An 18,317-nucleotide genomic window follows, 5' to 3' on the forward strand; every position below is an offset into this window, starting at 1 on the left:
CTCCGGTGTGACCTGGTGGCCGGGAGGACCTCAAAACTCCTCGACCTGCCGCGGAAGGGTCGTGAGTGCTTTTCGCGCCCAGTCCGGATCGTCAAGCATGCCGCGGCCGATGCCAACCAGATCCGCGTGCCCGTCCCGGACGATTCGATCTGCGTGAGCCGGTTCCCGCACTCCGCCCGTGACGATAACGGGAACCTTGACTCCGGCTTTTATGGCTGCGGCGTATGGAACAAAATAGCCGGGATCTTTGCCGACTCCGCGCGAGCCCTGCAAACCACCCGATACATCGATGAGAGCAGCGCCGTTTTCTGCCAGCCGCACCGCCGCCCGGCAGGAATCCTCGAGCTCGAGCCCACCCGGCGTCTCATCATGCGCGCCCAGGCGGACAAACGCGGGAAACCCGCGTCCGGTGCGCCTTTGTACTTCACCGAGAACTTCGAGGTGCATCCTCAACCGGTTATCCACGTTCCCGCCGTATTCATCGGTGCGCCGGTTGGTCAGGGGTGAAAGGAACTCCGAGAGCAGGAAACCGTGAGCGGCGTGAATCTCCACTGCATCAAAACCTGCTTCTCGCGCGCGCAGCGCCGCCGAGCCGAATGCGGCCGCAATCTCCTGGATCTGGGATTTCGAAAGCCCCTCGGGGATCTCACCGTCGGGATCGTAAGGGTGGCGCATTGCCGAAGGGGCGACCGGCTTGAGGCCGCCCAGGGCACCGGGAGCCACGCGAGAGCCTGCGTGAGAGATCTGGAGTGCTGCGACAGCGCCTTCGCCCTTGATGGCGGCTGCCAGTCGATGCAGGCCCTCCATCATGTCGTCGGAGTATACCCCGATCTGGGTCGAAGAGTTCCTTCCTCTCGGGTGCACGAAAGAGTGCTCCACGATTATGAGCGCGCATCCGGCAGCGGCACGCACCCTGTGGTATTCGATGATTTTGTCGGTGACCCGCCCTTCGGGCGTAGCCTGCCCCGACCACATGGGCGGCATCACAATTCGGTTTCGCAGGGTCAGTCCGGAGAACGAGAGTGGCGTCAGAAGACTTGTCATGGCAATCATCGTGTACGGGCGTTTACATCCGATAACTTCGATTTCGACAAACCCGGCCCTTCCCTGCGGAAGGGAGGACTTCATCCTATACCAAAGTGGTGACGCCCGAACAGCCAAAACTCCTCGGTGGGATATATGGGAAGGCGGGTATTCGTGACACAGACCAATGATTCGAAACCGGGCCTCTATTTCTTGCGTGTCAGATCGAGGCTGCCGTACTCGCCGCTTTCCAAGGACCATGCCCCCATCAGCTTGTTGCCATCGACTTTGTCGTTAATAATATCGAGCTTGGCTTTGACTTGGACCTTGGTGCCGCCAATGATCATGGTGAATCCGAAGCTGAAGGTGTCTTCATCCTCGATCTTGAAATTCTCCAGAGCGACCTCTTTGGCCGTGGCTACCGTAATTGTGCCGGAATAGGAGTCGCCTGCTTTTTTCAAGACCAATGTTACGGGATCCACATCGGGCGTGTTCGGAAAATCCGTTTCACCCACCCAGGTTCCGCTGATGTCCGGAAACTGCTGGAAAATGGTCGCCGCTCCGAAGGCCGTGCACAACACTGTAAGCACGGTAAGCACCAAAACAGCCGCTCTCTTCATAGGACCCTCCGTAATGAACCGACGCTCTTGTTACTCCTAATAGGATACGCTATACCCTGAAAAATGCTTCAAAAAGAGCTTCGGATGAGAGATTCTTAATTGCGGCCATTCTCGTGCGGTGACGCGGGCAGTGCACGAACGCCTGCCCGTCTGATGTAAAGCGCAGGTATCACACAAAGGGGTGCTCTTGAAAAAGACTGCAGCTTGTTTCCTGCTCCTGATCGCGTCTCAGGTAATGGTTGCAGCCGGCATGAGCCAACGGTCGGCGCCAGTGACCCGCGCGGAGTGGATGTCTGCTTTGGAGGCGGTCGTTAAATCGGAGCAGGCCTTCGCGCAGGCGGCCGCGGAAAAAGGAACTCGGGATGCGTTTCTGGCCTTCCTGGCCGAAGATTCCGTGCTCTTTCGACCTCAGCCGGTGCCGGGAAGGAAGTGGCTGCTGGAGCACCCCCCTGCGCCCGGCAAGTTGAGCTGGCGGCCGGTCTTCGCCGATGTTTCCGCCGCAGGCGATCTGGGCTATACCACCGGACCTTACGAATTCCGGAAACAGGCTTCCGATACGGTTCCTGCCTCATACGGCAATTATTTTACGATCTGGCAAAAGCAGCCCGGCGGCGCCTGGAAGGTCTTGATCGACTACGGAACTCCTAATCCTCCCCCTTCCACGGCCGTGCCGGATTTCGACCCGAGGCAGGCAAGCCCTCCTTTAGCACAAAAGCCGGGTGTGAGCTCTGAAGGAGTGACCGACACATTGACCGCTCTGGATCGCAAGTTATCGATCATCAGCATGACTCGGGGCGCCGCGGCGTTGAACTCCTATATCGCCGAGGAAGCCAGGTTCCTGCGCGCGGAAAGGCAACCCGCGGTCGGCAGGAAGGAGGTTCGCGCCCTGATGCCGGCGGAGCCGGGGAGTTGGACATGGGAACCGATGAAATCCGGAGTCTCCAATTCCTGGGATCTCGGATATACCTATGGAACCTTCAAGCTTCACACCAAAAGAGCGGTGGATCAGACCGCCAAGTCCGGCTTTTACCTGCGAGTCTGGAAGAAGCAGCCGGTCGGCGACTGGAAGATAACAATCGATATCGTGAGCTTTTAGGAAAACCACGAGACTCTCCACGGGGTCACCTGTTTCTTCTGAGGCAACCGCCCGATCTCCTACGAAGGTGAGGCACGATCCCGCAACTCAGGAGACCTTCGGGAGGCTACATGTCACACTTCCTGAAGTCGCCCCAACATCCGACAAACAAATGAGATACCTGATGAAATCCTCGTTTTGGGAGTTCGTGTATTTCCCGGCGATGTCATTTTTCTCAACAAAATCGCTTTATTGCCGCCCGATTTATGCGAAAATCATCTATTTTGTGAGGAAGGTCCGCTCTTTCGTTCCCCGGAACGAGGCGAGGGAGTGTTTCCTCATGAGTTGTTGCTGACAAACAGCAAGGCGCGCATTCCAAGCGAAACGATCCGGATGCCCCTGGCGCTCGATCTTGATTTGTTTCTTGCACGCCGCAGGAGAAATGCGTATCCATTTGACTTGGCCTCTGCCCGGACGCAGAGGCTGATGTGACTGAAGGCTCCCGGAAAAATATGCACAAAGGACTTGATAAGGAAACTCTCGATTTGACCTTGCAGGCCATCGGCGACTTCACAGCCGCCCGCCTGCCGGAGAGCAAACTGCTCCAACTTGATGCCACGCATGAATTTCCCGCGGATGTTGTCCGGGACATGTGCGGTTCCGAGCTCGGAATACAGCTTCTCTTCATCCCTGAGGAGTTCGAGGGAATGGGAGGCGGCGCATTCGATGTTTACCGGATTTGCGAAGAGATGGCGCGCATCGACCTCGGTCTGGCCACCGGCGTGCTGGCTACGTTCCTGGGGAGCGATCCGATCATTTTCGGAGGAACGCACGAGCAGAAGAAAAAATGGCTGACCCGCATTGCCCGTGAGGGATTGCTCATGGCCTACGGCGCTACCGAGCCGGAGGCGGGGAGCGACCTTGGCGCCTTGCGCACGACCGCTACTCCGGTGCTGGCCGACAGCACGGTTGTCGGCTACAGGATCAACGGCAACAAACAATGGATCAGCAACGGCGGCGTTGCCGACCTTTACAGCGTGCTTGCCCTCACGCCGGGCGGGCCCAGTTGGTTTGTTGTCGAGAAGGGGACGCAAGGCTTGGGGCACGGCAAGCCCGAGGACAAACACGGCATCCGTTCCAGCAACACAGCCACGGTCTCTCTCGAGGATGTTTATGTGGATGCCGAACGTCTGTTGGGCAATCAGGAGGGAATGGGGCTCATCCAGGCTCAGCTGGTGTTCGGGTACACCCGCCTGATGGTGGCTGCTTTCGGTCTGGGTGCGGGCTGGTCGGCACTCGATCGCGCCATACCGTATTCCATGGGCCGCATTCAGGGAGGCACGCCGCTATCCGAAAAACAAGGGTACACCCATAAGCTCATCGTCCCCCACGTGGCGCGTCTGGAAGCCGCCCGTTCCTACATCGAGGAGACCGCGGAGCGCATTGACGGCGGCGGCAACCTGAACACGGAGGGGGCCATTTCCAAGTATCTGGCTACGGAAGCGGGCAATCTTGCCGCCGATGCCAGTATCCAGGCGCTTGGCGGTTATGGTTATACCAGGGAGTACGTCGTCGAAAAAATCAAGCGCGACGCGCGCATCACCACGATCTATGAGGGGACTTCCGAGATCATGGAGATGACCGTCTGCCGGGACCGCTGGCAGTCGCACCTGAAGACCCACGGCCAGTATTATCATGATGTGGCCCGTGGAGTCGAGGACCTGCAGGCGCAGCATCCGACGGTCGGAGCCGGAATTGCCGGACGCTGTCTCCACGCGCTTGCCGAGCTCCTGGAAACGGCGCGGATCCACAGACTGACGCGGCACCAACACGTCCTCTTCCGCCTGGGCGAGTTGATCTCCTATGCGGAGTGCGCCGGCAGCCTGGCCAGACGCGCGGCCCGTGCCTCGGCAGGCGGCTTGAATGAAAAGGGCAACACCCGCTTCAGCCCGGGGGCCCTCGCAGCAATGAGCCGGATCTTTGCCCGGGAGGCGTCGATCAAGCTGGCTTCCGAGGGGATGCGCTGGATCGTGGGTGCTGCGGGCCTGCAGGACAGGGAGGTTTCCGACCTCGAAAACAAAATGGACCTGCCTGCGCTCTACCGTGCGCAAGCCGGCCTCATTCAGGATATGGACCATGTTGCCGACGTTCTGTACGGGCGAACCTCTGCCTGAGACAACACTGGTTTTTTCCCAGGTGATCGGGGCGCTGGGGATTTGCACCGGAATTGGCTGATTTGTTCTGCAAGGATGTGGTCGGGACAATCCGGCAGGCTGACACTCCAGAAGATCACCCATCCCGACTGCAGCCGCCGATCCGGAAGAGGCCGAACTGCAGCAGCAATACATTAATGTCCGGAGGGAGTGGAACGTAATGAAGGTATCGGCACACAGAGCAGTCGCAATTGTCGGCGTGGGAGCGGTTCTGCCCGATGCGCCCAACGCGCGCAAATTCTGGCAGAACATCAAGGAAGGACGCTACAGCATCGCCGAGGTGCGACCAGACCGATGGAATCCGGAGCTCTATTATGACGCCGACCCCAAAGCCCCTGATAAGACCTATTCCAAGATCGGCGGCTGGGTGCGCGAATGGGAATGGGATCCCCTGAAGTGGCGCATGCCGATACCCCCTCGGGTCAGCGACGCCATGGATCTCACCCAGAAGTGGGCCATCGTGACGGTCCGTGAAGCGCTGGCTGATTACGGGTACCCCAACCGCCCCCTCGATGCGGAGCGGACCGCCGTCATTCTCGGCAACGCCATGGCCGGCGATGCCCACCTCTATTCGGCTGCACGCGTCCTGTTCTCGGACTATGCCCACGAACTGGCCCGCACGCCCGGATTTACGGTTTTGCCCGCCGATGCGCGCAAGGCGATCCTGGAACAACTGCGTGCGGCAATCGGCAGGCGGCTCCCCGAGATCACCGAGGACACGATGCCTGGAGAGCTTGCCAATATCATCGCCGGGCGCATCGCGGCACTCTACGATTTCAAGGGACCCAACTTTGTCGTGGACGCCGCCTGCGCTTCCGCGATGGCGGCTCTCAGCGCCGCCGTGGGTGGACTGGTGGAACGCGACTATGATGCGGTGCTGACAGGGGGCGTCGACGCCAACATGAGCCCCTCCACGTTCGTGAAGTTTTGCAAGATCGGCGCACTTTCTGCGACCGGGTCACGCCCGTATGCCTTCGGCGCCGATGGCTTCGTAATGGGTGAGGGAGCTGTGACTTTTCTGCTGAAAAGACTGGGCGATGCGGAGCGCGACGGAGACCGGATTTATGCTGTGATCCGTGGCCTGGGAGGGTCGAGCGACGGCAGAGGCAAAGGCATTACTGCACCCAACCCTATCGGCCAGAAACTCAGCGTCCGGCGCGCCTGGTACAACGCCGGTGTCAAGCCCTGTGCCGGAGGCCTGATGGAAGGTCATGGCACCTCAACTGTCGTGGGGGATGTTGTTGAAGTTCAGAGCCTGACTGATGCATTTGCAGAATTCGGTCTGCCTGCCGGCTCCGTTGCCCTTGGTTCGGTGAAGTCAAACATCGGTCACCTCAAAGGTGCCGCGGGCTCTGCCGGCATCCTGAAAGCGATGTTCGCGTTGCACGAGAAGATGCTGCCGCCGAGCGTCAATTTTCAGAGACCGAATCCGGATATCGACTTTTCCCGATCGCCCTTTTATGTCAACACACGCCTGAAGCCATGGGATGTCGACAAAGACGCCGTGCGCCAGGCCGGCGTGAGCGCCTTCGGTTTCGGCGGGACCAACTTCCACACGGTTTTGGAGGAGTACATCCCGGGCCGGATCGAGGTCGACGGGAAACTGAAGGTTTCGGTCCCCGCCATGAACTGGCGACCGGACAAACCGGAAGCGAAGACTCCCTTGCGCGGCGCGCTCCTGATCGGTGCCGACTCGGAAGCCGCGGTTATCGCCCGGCTGCGGGCGACGCGGCGCGAGGCCGAAGCGGGAAGAGCCCCTGCGCCGGCGCCTCCTGGAGAATCCGATCTGCGGGCGGCGGTGCGCCTGGCGATCGATTATGCGGACGCGGCCGATCTTGCCGACAAGTGCGCCAAGGCGCTCAAGGCGTTTGAGGAGAATCAGGCCGGCCGCTGGAAAGCGTTGCGTGCCAAGGGCATATTCCTGGGGAACGGCCCGGCGCCCAAAGTGGCGTTTCTATTTGCAGGACAAGGTTCTCAGTACGTCAACATGCTCAAGTCGCTGCGGGCCGGAGAGCCCATCGTTGCGGAGACATTCGTCTCCGCCGATCGCGTCATGCAGCCGTTGCTCGACAAGAAGCTGAGCGACTGCATCTATCTCGATGAAGCCGACGGGGAAGCGCTCGCGCGCGCGGAACAAGATCTGAAACAGACGGCCATCACCCAACCTGCCGTGCTGGCAACGGAGACTGCGCTGGCCCGCATGCTCGGGGCCTACGGCATCTTTCCTGACATGGTGATGGGGCACAGCCTGGGCGAATACGGCGCTCTGGTAGCATCCGGCGCGATATCTTTCGAGGAAGCCCTGCGGGCGGTCAGTGCCCGCGGCAACGAGATGACTAAATGCGCGCTCGAGGATAACGGCGTCATGGCGGCGGTTTTCGGCCCGACCGATGAGATCGAGAAGATCCTCTCCACCATCGAGGGGTACGTGGTGATCGCCAACATCAACAGTACGAAGGAGGCCGTAATCGGCGGTGCCACCACGTCGGTGGTGAAGGCTATGGAAGCGGTGCGCGCGGCCGGCTACCGGGCACAGCAGCTCCAGGTCAGCCATGCGTTCCACACCAGAATTGTCGCTCCGGCCAGTGAATCTCTGGCCGAGGTTTTGCGCGGCATGAATCTGCAGCCGCCGACGATCCCCATCATCGCCAACGTTACCGGCACCTTCTATCCGATGGAGCCGGGTGCAGTTCCGGAGATGATCGATCTGCTTGGAAAGCAGGTCGCTTCGCCGGTTCAGTTCGTCAAGGGACTGAACACCCTGTACCAGGCGGGTGCCCGGGTGTTTGTTGAAGTCGGTCCCAAGCGCGTGCTCTACGGTTTTGTTGAGGATGTGCTCGGCGACCGCGAAGGCGTGGTCTCACTTTTCACCAACCACCCGAGAATCGGAGAGGCGGCCTCGCTCAATCTGGCCCTGTGCGGTTTGTATGCGGCCGGCCTGGGCCTTGCCGGGTCGCGCGCCGCGGTCCTGCCGCAGGCAGCGCCTGAGGTCCGGCTGGGCACTCCCGCACCGGCTGTGAGCAGTGAATCGGCTCCGGCTCCCGACCCCCAGCCACAGCTAAGAGCGGTTCAATCCTCTGCACCTGCCCCCGCCCCTGCGGCTGCGCAGCCCGCTGCGGATCGCTACCTCCAGCTTGGGCACCTTTTCGCCGACTTTCTCGACCGTGGTTTCCAGATCTATTCGGGCTCCGCGCCGTCACGGAGTCCGGCGCGGATCTGCATCACCGGTGCTTCTCTGGGACTGCCGGGAGTGGATCGGGTGTTTGATGACTCCAACATCGACCGCATCCTGCGGGGCGGGCAGTTCATCGATCCGGTTCCCATGCGGTTACGCCATGCCATGGTCGAGAAGAACATCATCCGGCTGGTGAAAAGCGAAGCGGGCGAGGGAAGATTCGAGTCCATCGAAAGCCTCGACGACGTCATCAAGCTCGCCGCGCGCGCCAGAGATCTTGACCTGGTCCGCGATTTCGGCTTCCCCGAGGACCGGCTGGCTGCTCTCGACAACGTCACCCGGCTCGCCATTGCGGCGGGGATCGACGCGCTGCGCGACGCAGGTATCCCGCTGGTGATGCGTTACAGGACCACTACCAAGGGGACCATGCTTCCAGACCGCTGGGGGCTCCCCGACGAGATGCGCGATGACACCGGCGTGCTCTTCACGTCCGCGTTCCCGGGTTACGATTCCTACGAAGAGATCATTTCCGGCTTCTATCAGGACCGCATCCGCCAAGCGCGCCTGAAGGATCTGGTCAGCCTGCGAGCCAGGGCGCTTGATCTCGCCGCCCCGGGCAACGGCCTCGTCAAAGAGCTCGACCAACGCATTGCTGAACTCCGGACCGAAATCGAAGAAAAGCCGTATGTGTTTGACCGGCGATTCCTGTTCCGCGTCCTCTCGATGGGACACTCCCAGTTTGCCGAGTATATCGGCGCGCGCGGACCCAACACGTCCACAAACGCTGCCTGTGCCAGCGGCACCCAGGCTGTCGCCCTCGCGTCGGATTGGATCCAGACGGGGCGATGCCGCCGCGTTATCGTCATCTCAGCCGATGACATTACTTCCGACAACCTGATGGGGTGGTTCGGCTCGGGCTTTCTGGCGTCGGGCGCGGCTGCTACGGACGAGATCGTCGAGGAGGCTGCGACCCCCTTCGATCGCCGGCGGCACGGATTGATTATCGGAATGGGTGCGTCGGCCATGGTTGTCGAAAGTCTGGAGTCGGCGCACGAGCGTGGATTGCAGCCCATCTGCGAGGTGCTCGGCTCCGTGGCGGCCAACAGCGCCTATCACGGCACCCGTCTCGATGTCGCGCACATCTGCCAGGTCATGGAAAAACTGATCTCCGAGGTCGAAGCCCAGTGGGGCATCAGCCGCTTTGAGATCGCGCCGCAGACCGTGTTCGTGTCGCATGAAACGTACACTCCGGCCCGCGGCGGCAGCGCCTCGGCTGAAGTTTTCGCTCTGCGCCATGTGTTCAAGGGAGCTGCGGACAAGATCATCGTGGCCAACACCAAGGGCGCCACGGGCCATCCGATGGCCGTCGGTGTCGAGGACGTTGTCGGCGTCAAGATCCTGGAAACCGGGATCGTTCCCCCGGTGCCGAACTTCAAGGAGGTGGATCCTGAGCTGGGCATGTTGAACCTCTCCAAGGGCGGGTATTACCCGGTGCAGTACGCGCTGCGGCTGGGAGCCGGCTTCGGCTCCCAGATCTGCATGACCCTTTCGCGCTGGACGCCGACCGCGGACGGGCGTCGCCGGAGCCCCGATGCTCTGGGCTTCGGCTATCGTGTCACAGATGAAGATGCCTGGCGCAACTGGATGAAGCGTGTCAGCGGTATGGAATCGCCCGAGCTCGAGGTGGCGCAGCGCACCCTGAGAATCAGGGATCAGGGCCCGGCGGCCCTTGCTGCAAGCGCCCCTGTGGAGGCACCCACCAAGGCCGCCGCCAATGGCCTGATGCCCGTTGTGGTGGCTCCCCAACCGGCAGCGGTGATGTCCACTCCTCAGCCTGCAGTCGCGCCCGCACCGGCACAACCATCGTCGATGCCGCAGCCGACCCCGGTCGCTTCCGGCACGGCGCTGGATCCTGTCCATGTGGAGGTGATGCGCATCATTTCCGAGAAGACCGGCTATCCGCCGGATATGCTCGACCTGGATCTCGACCTGGAGGCTGACCTCGGTATCGACACCGTCAAGCAAGCGGAAATGTTCTCAGCCATCCGCGCGGCATATGGCATCCCACGCGATGACGCCCTGAAACTGCGCGACTTTCCGACGCTCGCCCACGCGGTCAAGTTCGTTTACGATCGCCGTCCGGATCTGAAGGCTGCTGTCAGGACAGCCGGTTCTGCGGCTCCGGCAGCGCCGGTCGCGGCCCCCATGGGAACGGCCTCGGAGCCGGTTCAGGATCCTGTCAGGGATAAGGTCATGGCGATCATCGCCGAGAAGACCGGCTATCCGCCGGACATGCTCGACCCGGATCTCGATTTGGAAGCCGATCTCGGCATCGACACGGTCAAGCAGGCCGAGATGTTCACGGCCATTCGCGCCGCCTACGACATCCCGCGCGACGATGCGCTGAAGCTCCGCGACTTTCCCACATTGGGGCATGCAGTCCAGTTCGTTTACGACCGCAGGCCGGACCTGAAGGCGCCTGCGGCGGTCCCGACCCCGCCTTCAACTACTGCAGCACATGTGACCGCCGCCGTGGCTCCCGTTTCTCCCCCTGCACCGGAGGAGGATGGGGTACGAGCCAGAGTTCTTCAGATCATCGCCGAAAAGACCGGCTACCCCCCCGACATGCTCGACCTCGATCTGGATCTCGAAGCCGATCTCGGGATCGACACGGTCAAGCAAGCGGAGATGTTTGCGGCTATCCGCGCCGCGTATGACATTCCACGCGACGATACGCTCAAGCTGCGTGACTTCCCGACACTGAAGCACACGATCCAGTTTGTCTACGACCGCAGGCCTGATCTCAGGCCGGCGGTGGCACCGGCCCCCGCTGCGGCTTCCCCAGCGGCGGCCGTGATCGCTCCGACCCCTGCACCAGGGGGGCCTGCCGATGATCCGGTCAAGGACAGGGTTCTGGAGATCATTGCTCAAAAAACAGGTTATCCGCCCGACATGCTCGACCCCGATCTTGATCTCGAAGCCGATCTGGGCATTGACACGGTCAAGCAAGCCGAGATGTTCGCGGCCATCCGCGCCGCTTACGACATCCCGCGCGACGATACGCTGAAGCTGCGGGATTTCCCCACCTTGATGCACACCATTCAGTTTGTCTATGACCGCCGTCCCGATCTCAAGCAGGGACCGGTTCGCTCGCCGGGCGCGCCGACTCCGTCCGCTCCCGCATCGACTCGAGTGGGTGCCGGTGCGCAGGCGATTGTCGGGAACATGGGAGCGGCCGTTGCGCTCCCGCGGCGGATTCCGATTCCCCGTCTTCGACCTGCGTTCGACCTGTGCAAGGCAACCGGCGTAGAGCTGACGCCGGATAGTCGAGTGGTGGTCATGTCCGATCAAGGCGGCGTCGCCAAAGCACTCACCGCCAAGCTCGAGAAGCTCGGCGCGCAGGTGCTCCTGGTAAGCGATGCTCCGGATGCGGACACTTTGACCCGCCGCCTGGAAGAATGGAAAGCAAAAGGTCCGATTCAAGGTGTCTACTGGCTGCCGGCACTGGATTACGAAGGAGATGTCGCCACGATGGAGCTTGCCGCCTGGCGCGAGGCCACGCGCGTGAGGGTCAAGCTTCTCTATGCGGCCATGCGTGCCCTGTATGATCAGGTGGGGCCGTGCGGGACGTTTTTGGTCTCCGCAACGCGGCTCGGGGGGCTCCACGGCTATGATGAAGCCGGCGCCGTTGCCCCGCTCGGCGGATGTGTCACCGGGTTCACCAAGGCGTTCAAGCGCGAGAAGGGGGATGCGCTTGTCAAAGCAGTCGACTTCGAACCGAGCCGGAAAACAACCGCCTTGGCCGAGGTGTTGATAGAGGAAACACTCCGGGATTCAGGAGCCGTGGAAGTCGGTTGCCGGAACGGATATCGCTGGACGATCGGGCTGGAGGAAAAATCTCTGGGCAATGAGGTATCCGGGATGGCCCTCGGCAAAGACACCGTCTTCCTGGTCACCGGAGCCGCCGGGAGCATTGTCTCCGCGATCACGGCCGATTTAGCTGCGGCATCGGGTGGGACTTTCCACCTGCTCGACCTCGCGCCGGCGCCTGATCCTGCGAACTCCGACCTGCAACGGTTCGCCACGGACAAGGAAGGCTTGAAACGAGATATTTTCGCGCGGCTCAAAGCACGCGGGGAACGTGCCACCCCGGCGCGGGTCGAAAAGGAAATGGCGGTTCTGGAGCGCTCGCACGCGGCGCTCGTCGCTCTCGAAGCCGTGAAGAAGGCCGGGGGCGTCGCTCATTATTACAGCGTCAACCTGCTCGATGCTGCGGGTGTCGCAGCGGTGATGAAGGAAGTCGCGGGCACCAGCGGCCGTGTCGACGTGATGCTGCACGCGGCAGGCGTCGAAGTGAGCCATCTGCTGCCAGACAAGAAGCCTGGGGAGTTCGACCTGGTCTTCGATGTCAAGAGCGACGGCTGGTTCAACCTCCTGTCCCATCTCGGCGGCCTGCCCCTGGGGGCGGCGGTGGTCTTCAGTTCCATCGCCGGGCGCTTCGGTAACGGCGGACAAACAGATTACAGCGCCGCCAACGACCTACTCTGCAAGAGCATCTCAAACTTCCGCACGACGCGGCCCAAGACCCGCGGCATCGCGATCGACTGGACCGCCTGGAGCGGCATCGGCATGGCAGCGCGCGGATCGATCCCGGCGGTGATGAAGCAGGCCGGCATCGACATGCTCGCGCCGGAGGCCGGTATTCCCTTTATTCGCCGCGAACTGACCGCCGGCGGGCTTGGGGAAGTCGTCGTCGCACAGAACCTGGGCATCATGTTGAAGGAGTTCGATGAAAGCGGCGGACTCGATACGGCCAGGGGCGGTTGGAGGGACGCCGGACCGGGCCTCATGACCGCCACGGTGATCGGCATGGGACTTTACACCGGCCTGACGGTCGAGACCACTCTGGATCCGGCCAGACAACCGTTTCTGTACGATCATCAGATCAACGGCACTCCCGTGCTCCCCGGTGTGATGGGCATCGAGGCGCTGGCGGAGGCGGCCAGGATCGTTTTTCCGGAGCGGCACATCGGCGCGATCGAGGATGTGAAATTCCTCTCTCCCTTCAAATTCTACCGGTCTCAACCGCGCACCGTGAGGCTGCGTGCGGACTTCACAACGGATGGTGGAGACATAGTGGCCGACTGCAAGCTCATCGGCTCCCGCGTGCTCCACGGGCAGACGGAACCGGAGATCACGACCCACTTCACGGCGCGAGTACGGCTGGTGACGACTCCCTCGCAGCCTGAGAAACAGAAAACCGCGGTGGGGCCGGACAATGGGAACAAGGTGAAGGCCGCCGATATCTATCGGCTCTATTTCCATGGCCCGGCGTACCAGGTGGTCGAGAGTTCCTGGCGGGCGGGCAAAGAAGTGGTGGGCCTGTATGCATCGAATCTGCCCGCGAACCATGAACCGGACGATCTGCCGATGCTGGTCTCGCCACGGCTGATCGAGCTGTGCTTCCAGACCGCCGGCATGTGGGAGTTGGCGACCAAAGCCCGGATGGGGCTGCCTTACCGCGTCGACCGTCTCCGTATCCACAAACCGTCGGAAACTGATCCGGCGAAACTTCATTCGGTCGTGACTCCTAATGAGGACGGCGGCTTCGACGCACGCGTGGTGGACCAAAAGGGGAATGTCTGGCTGGCGCTGAGCGGCTACCACACCATGGAGTTGCCGGACCCCGTCGAGGACTCCCTGCTGAAGCCGCTGCGGGCCGCCATGCGCTGAGACATTCAACCGCAGATGAACGCGAATGAACGCCTTTTCACGCGGCGTTGATGGTCATTCCTCTGCGGTTGGTTTTGCCCATGGAATACTGCACTGTATATTTCCTGACTCAGACGCTCGCAGACATGGCCGCGAACGAAGGTTGGCTGACCGCAGGCGAGCGTGCCCGCGCTGCCCGCCTGCGATTTCCCAAGCGCCACAGCGACTGGCTCCTCGGCCGATGGACCGCCAAACAGGCGCTGCGATCCCTAATGATCCAGACAGGGCGGGATGCTCCCGATTATCGGGCAATCGAGCTGCGCACCGCGCCCGATGGCGCCCCCGAGGCTTTCTGGGGAGACCTGCCTGCCCCCGTATCGCTCGCACTCAGCCACAGCAACGGGCGGGGACTGTGCGTGCTCGCACGGGCGGGCATCGCGCTCGGCTGCGACCTCGAGGAAGTGCAACTGCGTGAGGTCGCCTTTCTTGAAGATTATTTCTGCGATGAAGAAAAATTGCTGATGAAGAATGCCCCCTCCGGGGAGCAGCCGCTCCTGGCTACGTTGATATGGAGCGCCAAAGAGAGTGCGCTCAAATGCCTGCGCGAGGGCTTGCGCCGGGACACGCGAAGCGTTCTGGTCGACCTCGCCGGCGATGTGAGACCGGGCTGGAGCCCGCTTAGCGTACGTTGTCCCGAATTGTCGCAGCACTTCCATGGCTGGTGGCGGGGCACCGGCGGGTGCGTGCAAACGGTAGCGGCCGGAGTCCCCGTGAATGAGCCGGTGGAATTGCGCATCTGAAACTCTCCCTCCAATCATCACCCGGAACTGTGGGGCCTACCGGAAGATCTGCAGGAATCGAAACACCACCAGCGCAAACAGGACGATCAGGTAGATTCGCAGGAAATAAAGCGCAAAACGCACCATCGGAGTCATCTTTATTCTTGGCATGTAATCCCTCATGATCATCCTGGATTTTGGATGCCGGATTTTGGATTGGATGGACTCAAATCCAAAATCCGTCTAGACCTTCACAGCCCCTTTCATCAGATCGTTGTAACGGATAACGCCCAACAAATGGTCCTCTGTGTCTACCACGGGGATCATCCGCAGGTGGTATTTGGCGAAGATCTCCGCAAGGTCTTCCTGGATGTCGTCCGCCTCCGCTGTCACCACCGGCGAGGTCATGATTTCAGCGAGGCCTTGCTGGTCAGTCGCCAGCAGCAACTCGCGAACATCGACGACTCCCAGGAGCGATCGTGTGTCTTCGCCCACTACGTAGCAGTAGGAAATGGCCTGTCGGTCAAGCCCGGATTCTCGCATGGTACGCAAGACATCGCCCACCTTCGTCGTGGGAGAGAAGGCGAGATAGTTCGAGTCCATGAGGCTGCGGGCCTGGGCCTCCTGTTCGGACAAGATCGCCCGGATACGCGCGGCACTTTCGGGGGGCAGCAGCTCGAGCATGGTCATCATGTGGTCGTGAGGCAGCACGGCGAGCAATTTCGCAAGCTGCGCGACAGACATCTCCCCGAGGATCTGGCCGGCACGCTCCCGGCGCAGGGCGGAAATCAACTGGCGCTGGGCGCGCGGCTCCGCCTCGATCAGGGTTTCGGCGGCTTTTTCCGAATCGAGGGCCGAGAAGAGCGCCTGCTGCTCCTGTCCGCTCAGTTCTTCCAGCGCATCGGCGAGGTCCTCGCTCGGGAGTTCTTTGAGCTGACTGCGCGTGACCGAGAGGGATACTTTGTCGGTCTTGACTGCATCCTCCACGGAGAGCGGCTGAACGTACTTCCACGAAATCAGATCCTCCTTGACCCAGCGCCGGCCTCGAAGACCCAGGCGACGCAGGAATCCGTTGAACGAAGTGTCGACATGGATCAGCAACAACTGGCCCTTGGCCTCGAGCAGATGCACGTCGTTCACTACTTCCGTGCGCCGGCCGTCCATGTCCAGGATCGTGCGCCCAAGAAGATGGTTGCCCAGCATGATCCAGCCGGGTTGATCCACAAAGGGCGGGTAGGCCTCCCCTTGTTCCGGCGGCTGGACGAAGATGGCGTCATCCTCCACCTTGATCACCCGCGCCCATGGTATGAATTGGGTCGGCTTGCCCCAGCCGAACTCCAGGTAGATACCGACTGCCTCCGGATAAGGCTCTTTGATGACAAACACCAGATCCGTCAGCTTGCCCAGGCGATCGGTGATCTTTCCGACGCACACCGGACGCTTAATCAATTCGGCGTAGTAGAGAAACCGGAAGTTTGCGATGCCGGGCGGGAGATCCAGGATTCTCTGAACCGAGTTGTTTGACACTGCAGACATGGCAGCCTCCTATCCAGCAGTCCGGAACCAGTTGGGGAAAAGCGTGCTGATTGCGAAGAGAGTGGACATGATCGTGACGAATAACACAATGCTCCAGTTGACGATGTTCTGCGCCCGCGTGTTTACCCGGTCGCCCATGAAATCCCTGGAGTTCAGAATCAGGATCAGGAACACGAGTGCTGACGGGAGCAGAGTGACTGCGACCACTTGGACAAACATGGTAATGGTGATAAGCGGTGCGCCGGGAATCAAAACGACGGCTCCGGAGGTGAGGAGCATGAAGAGGTAAATCCCGTAAAACCATGGGGCCTCTTTTATCTTCTTGTTGAGCGAGTGGGCCCAGCCGAACACCTCACCCACCGCCCAGGAAGTGGAAAGCGAGATACACAGGGCTCCCAGAAAGCCTGCGTCGAACAGGCCGACCGCAAAGAGCGTGCGTGCGAGTTCCCCTTGTCCGTGAGGGAGCAGAGGCACAAGCGCCTGGGCCGTCTGTTGGGCGTCCTCGACGACAATAGGCGGCTGGTGGAAGTGGAATGCAGCACCGGTCGCTATGATGATGAAAGCCGCGACAATACAGGTTACCAGCGAGCCCGCGAAAGTGTCCACCTTGCCGAATCCGATGTCGTGCAGATCCAGTCCCTTGTCCACTACCGAACTCTGCTGGAAAAAGATCTGCCAAGGCGTGATCGTCGTGCCGATGTTGGCCAGGATAATGAACAGAAGCTCACCGGTGAGGCCGGTCGCCAGCGTGGGCACCAGCAGGCCATGGGCGACGGCGCTCCAAGCCGGTGCCGTCGGCGTTTTCATCGCCCAGAAGGCGGCAGGGATATAGACAAGGTTGAAGGCGCAAAAGAGGAGAGTCACTTTTTCAAAAGTCCAATAGCGCCCGGAGACGACCACCACAAACAAAAGCATGGTGATGGCGATGAAGGTCAGCCAAGGAGGAATACCGAACAGACTCATCGCCGCCGTCATCCCGATGAACTCGGTCACCAGCGTCAGCCAGTTCACGATCGCGAGGTCGATCAGCGAAAACCAGCCCCAAAAGCTGCCGAATCCCTCAAAGATGGCCTCAGCATGTCCGCGCTTGGTGACGGCCCCGAGACGGACAGTCATCTCCTGAACGCAATAAGCCATTGGGACCAGGATAAAAAAGATCCAAAGCAGGCTGAATCCGTACTTGGAGCCGGTTACTGCGTAGGTGGATATGCCACCGGCATCGTTATCGGCGACCATCGTGATGATGCCCGGACCGAGCACGGCCAGGAAGATAAGAGTGCGTCGCTGCAGGCGGGTCAGGAGATGAAAGGTCTTGCTGATCCAGTACATGGGCCGCTCCCTCTCTCGGTCATGGGACCACTTTCTTTTGGGCGCGTCTTGCGATCGCGCCTTCCCGCGGTTGGGACCGCAGGCTCAATCAATTCATAGGGGAGAGAGGGGCGAGAAAGGAGGAAAGCCGGGGGGCTTTGATCCGCTTCTGCCTCAGGCCAATGGGCCTGACGGAGGCGGGGACGGTCATCGTCCGCGAGTCAGGCCGGTTAGCATAACTCCCCGCTTTTTGGGTGACTGCCATCATCCGACATTTCTATCAACTCCTTGCGACGCAAAGGGCTTCGAATCAGGAAACACCTTCAGAAGTTGGGTATAACAGTTCAAGATCAGCCTGTCAACCGAAACGAACACATAGATCGACCATTTTTCGACAATCCTGGATGCGACTGTAACCTTGCGCTCCTCAATACCATCTTAGCCATTGAAACAGCCGGACGAGTGGTTTGCCGGCTCAGAGAGATTAAGTGACGCTCTCTTTAACGGAGCCGACCAGGCAACCCTGACAAGTCTCTCCCAGGGGGTTTCCAAGACTGAGTTGGATGCCGTTTTGTTGAGGAGCACGCTATGGGCGGGAATCAAGCCGATCCTGACTCAGGACCAGCTGACACAACTCCAGCAGAGGCACGACAAAATGGATCAGCGCCTTCAGAGTTTCCTGAATCGGCTTGACAAAAAAACCGCTGGCCAGTAGATCCTTGAGTCCAAGGCCGGGGGGAACGGCTCTCCCCGGCCCGTGGCTCATTTCCATGGTCGAATCCGAGGCAACCTCTGATGAAACTCTAGTCGGGCGCACCCTTGCCGGAGACGAGAGTGCCTATGCAGAACTGATGCATCGGTGCGCAAGCGCCGTGC

9 protein-coding genes are annotated in these 18,317 nt (G+C 60.9%); 4 read left to right on the forward strand and 5 right to left on the reverse strand.

Going from position 1 to position 18,317, the window contains the following annotated elements:
- Window positions 1-30 precede the first annotated feature (30 nt).
- The gene (locus LAP85_17265) at window positions 31-1,044 is read right to left on the reverse strand and encodes an NADH:flavin oxidoreductase (protein ID MBZ5498152.1); all 1,014 of its coding nucleotides are present in this window, start codon (window positions 1,042-1,044) and stop codon (window positions 31-33) included.
- Window positions 1,045-1,229: 185 nt separating this feature from the next.
- Window positions 1,230-1,643: a hypothetical protein gene (locus LAP85_17270; protein ID MBZ5498153.1), complete on the reverse strand. Its 414-nt coding sequence runs from the start codon at window positions 1,641-1,643 to the stop codon at window positions 1,230-1,232.
- Window positions 1,644-1,830: 187 nt separating this feature from the next.
- Between LAP85_17270 and LAP85_17275 the strand changes: the two genes are divergently transcribed.
- The 4 genes from LAP85_17275 to LAP85_17290 all read left to right on the forward strand — a co-directional run bounded on the left by LAP85_17275 (window position 1,831) and on the right by LAP85_17290 (window position 14,618).
- Complete coding sequence (locus LAP85_17275; protein MBZ5498154.1) at window positions 1,831-2,739, forward strand: nuclear transport factor 2 family protein; 909 nt, start codon at window positions 1,831-1,833, stop codon at window positions 2,737-2,739.
- Window positions 2,740-3,230: 491 nt separating this feature from the next.
- Window positions 3,231-4,892, forward strand: a complete 1,662-nt coding sequence (locus LAP85_17280) for an acyl-CoA dehydrogenase family protein (protein MBZ5498155.1) — start codon at window positions 3,231-3,233, stop codon at window positions 4,890-4,892.
- Between the two features lie 199 nt (window positions 4,893-5,091).
- A complete protein-coding gene (locus tag LAP85_17285; GenBank protein ID MBZ5498156.1) occupies window positions 5,092-13,839 on the forward strand; it encodes an SDR family oxidoreductase in 8,748 nt (2,915 codons plus the stop codon).
- A gap of 80 nt (window positions 13,840-13,919) precedes the next feature.
- Window positions 13,920-14,618 carry a 4'-phosphopantetheinyl transferase superfamily protein gene (locus LAP85_17290; GenBank protein MBZ5498157.1) on the forward strand — a complete coding sequence of 233 codons (699 nt, stop codon included), beginning with the start codon at window positions 13,920-13,922 and terminating at the stop codon, window positions 14,616-14,618.
- A 222-nt stretch (window positions 14,619-14,840) separates the two neighbouring features.
- Here the strand turns inward: LAP85_17290 and LAP85_17295 are convergent, their stop codons facing one another.
- From LAP85_17295 to LAP85_17305, 3 genes are all read right to left on the reverse strand, one after another.
- Window positions 14,841-16,133, reverse strand: coding sequence for a CBS domain-containing protein (locus LAP85_17295; GenBank protein ID MBZ5498158.1), 1,293 nt, complete (start codon window positions 16,131-16,133; stop codon window positions 14,841-14,843).
- 9 nt (window positions 16,134-16,142) lie between these two features.
- Window positions 16,143-17,462, reverse strand: coding sequence for a divalent metal cation transporter (locus LAP85_17300; GenBank protein ID MBZ5498159.1), 1,320 nt, complete (start codon window positions 17,460-17,462; stop codon window positions 16,143-16,145).
- 565 nt (window positions 17,463-18,027) lie between these two features.
- Window positions 18,028-18,213 carry a hypothetical protein gene (locus tag LAP85_17305; protein MBZ5498160.1) on the reverse strand — a complete coding sequence of 62 codons (186 nt, stop codon included), beginning with the start codon at window positions 18,211-18,213 and terminating at the stop codon, window positions 18,028-18,030.
- Between the last annotated feature and the right edge of the window lie 104 nt (window positions 18,214-18,317).

Source organism: Terriglobia bacterium (assembly GCA_020072565.1).
Classification (GTDB): Bacteria; Acidobacteriota; UBA6911; order UBA6911; family UBA6911; genus JAFNAG01.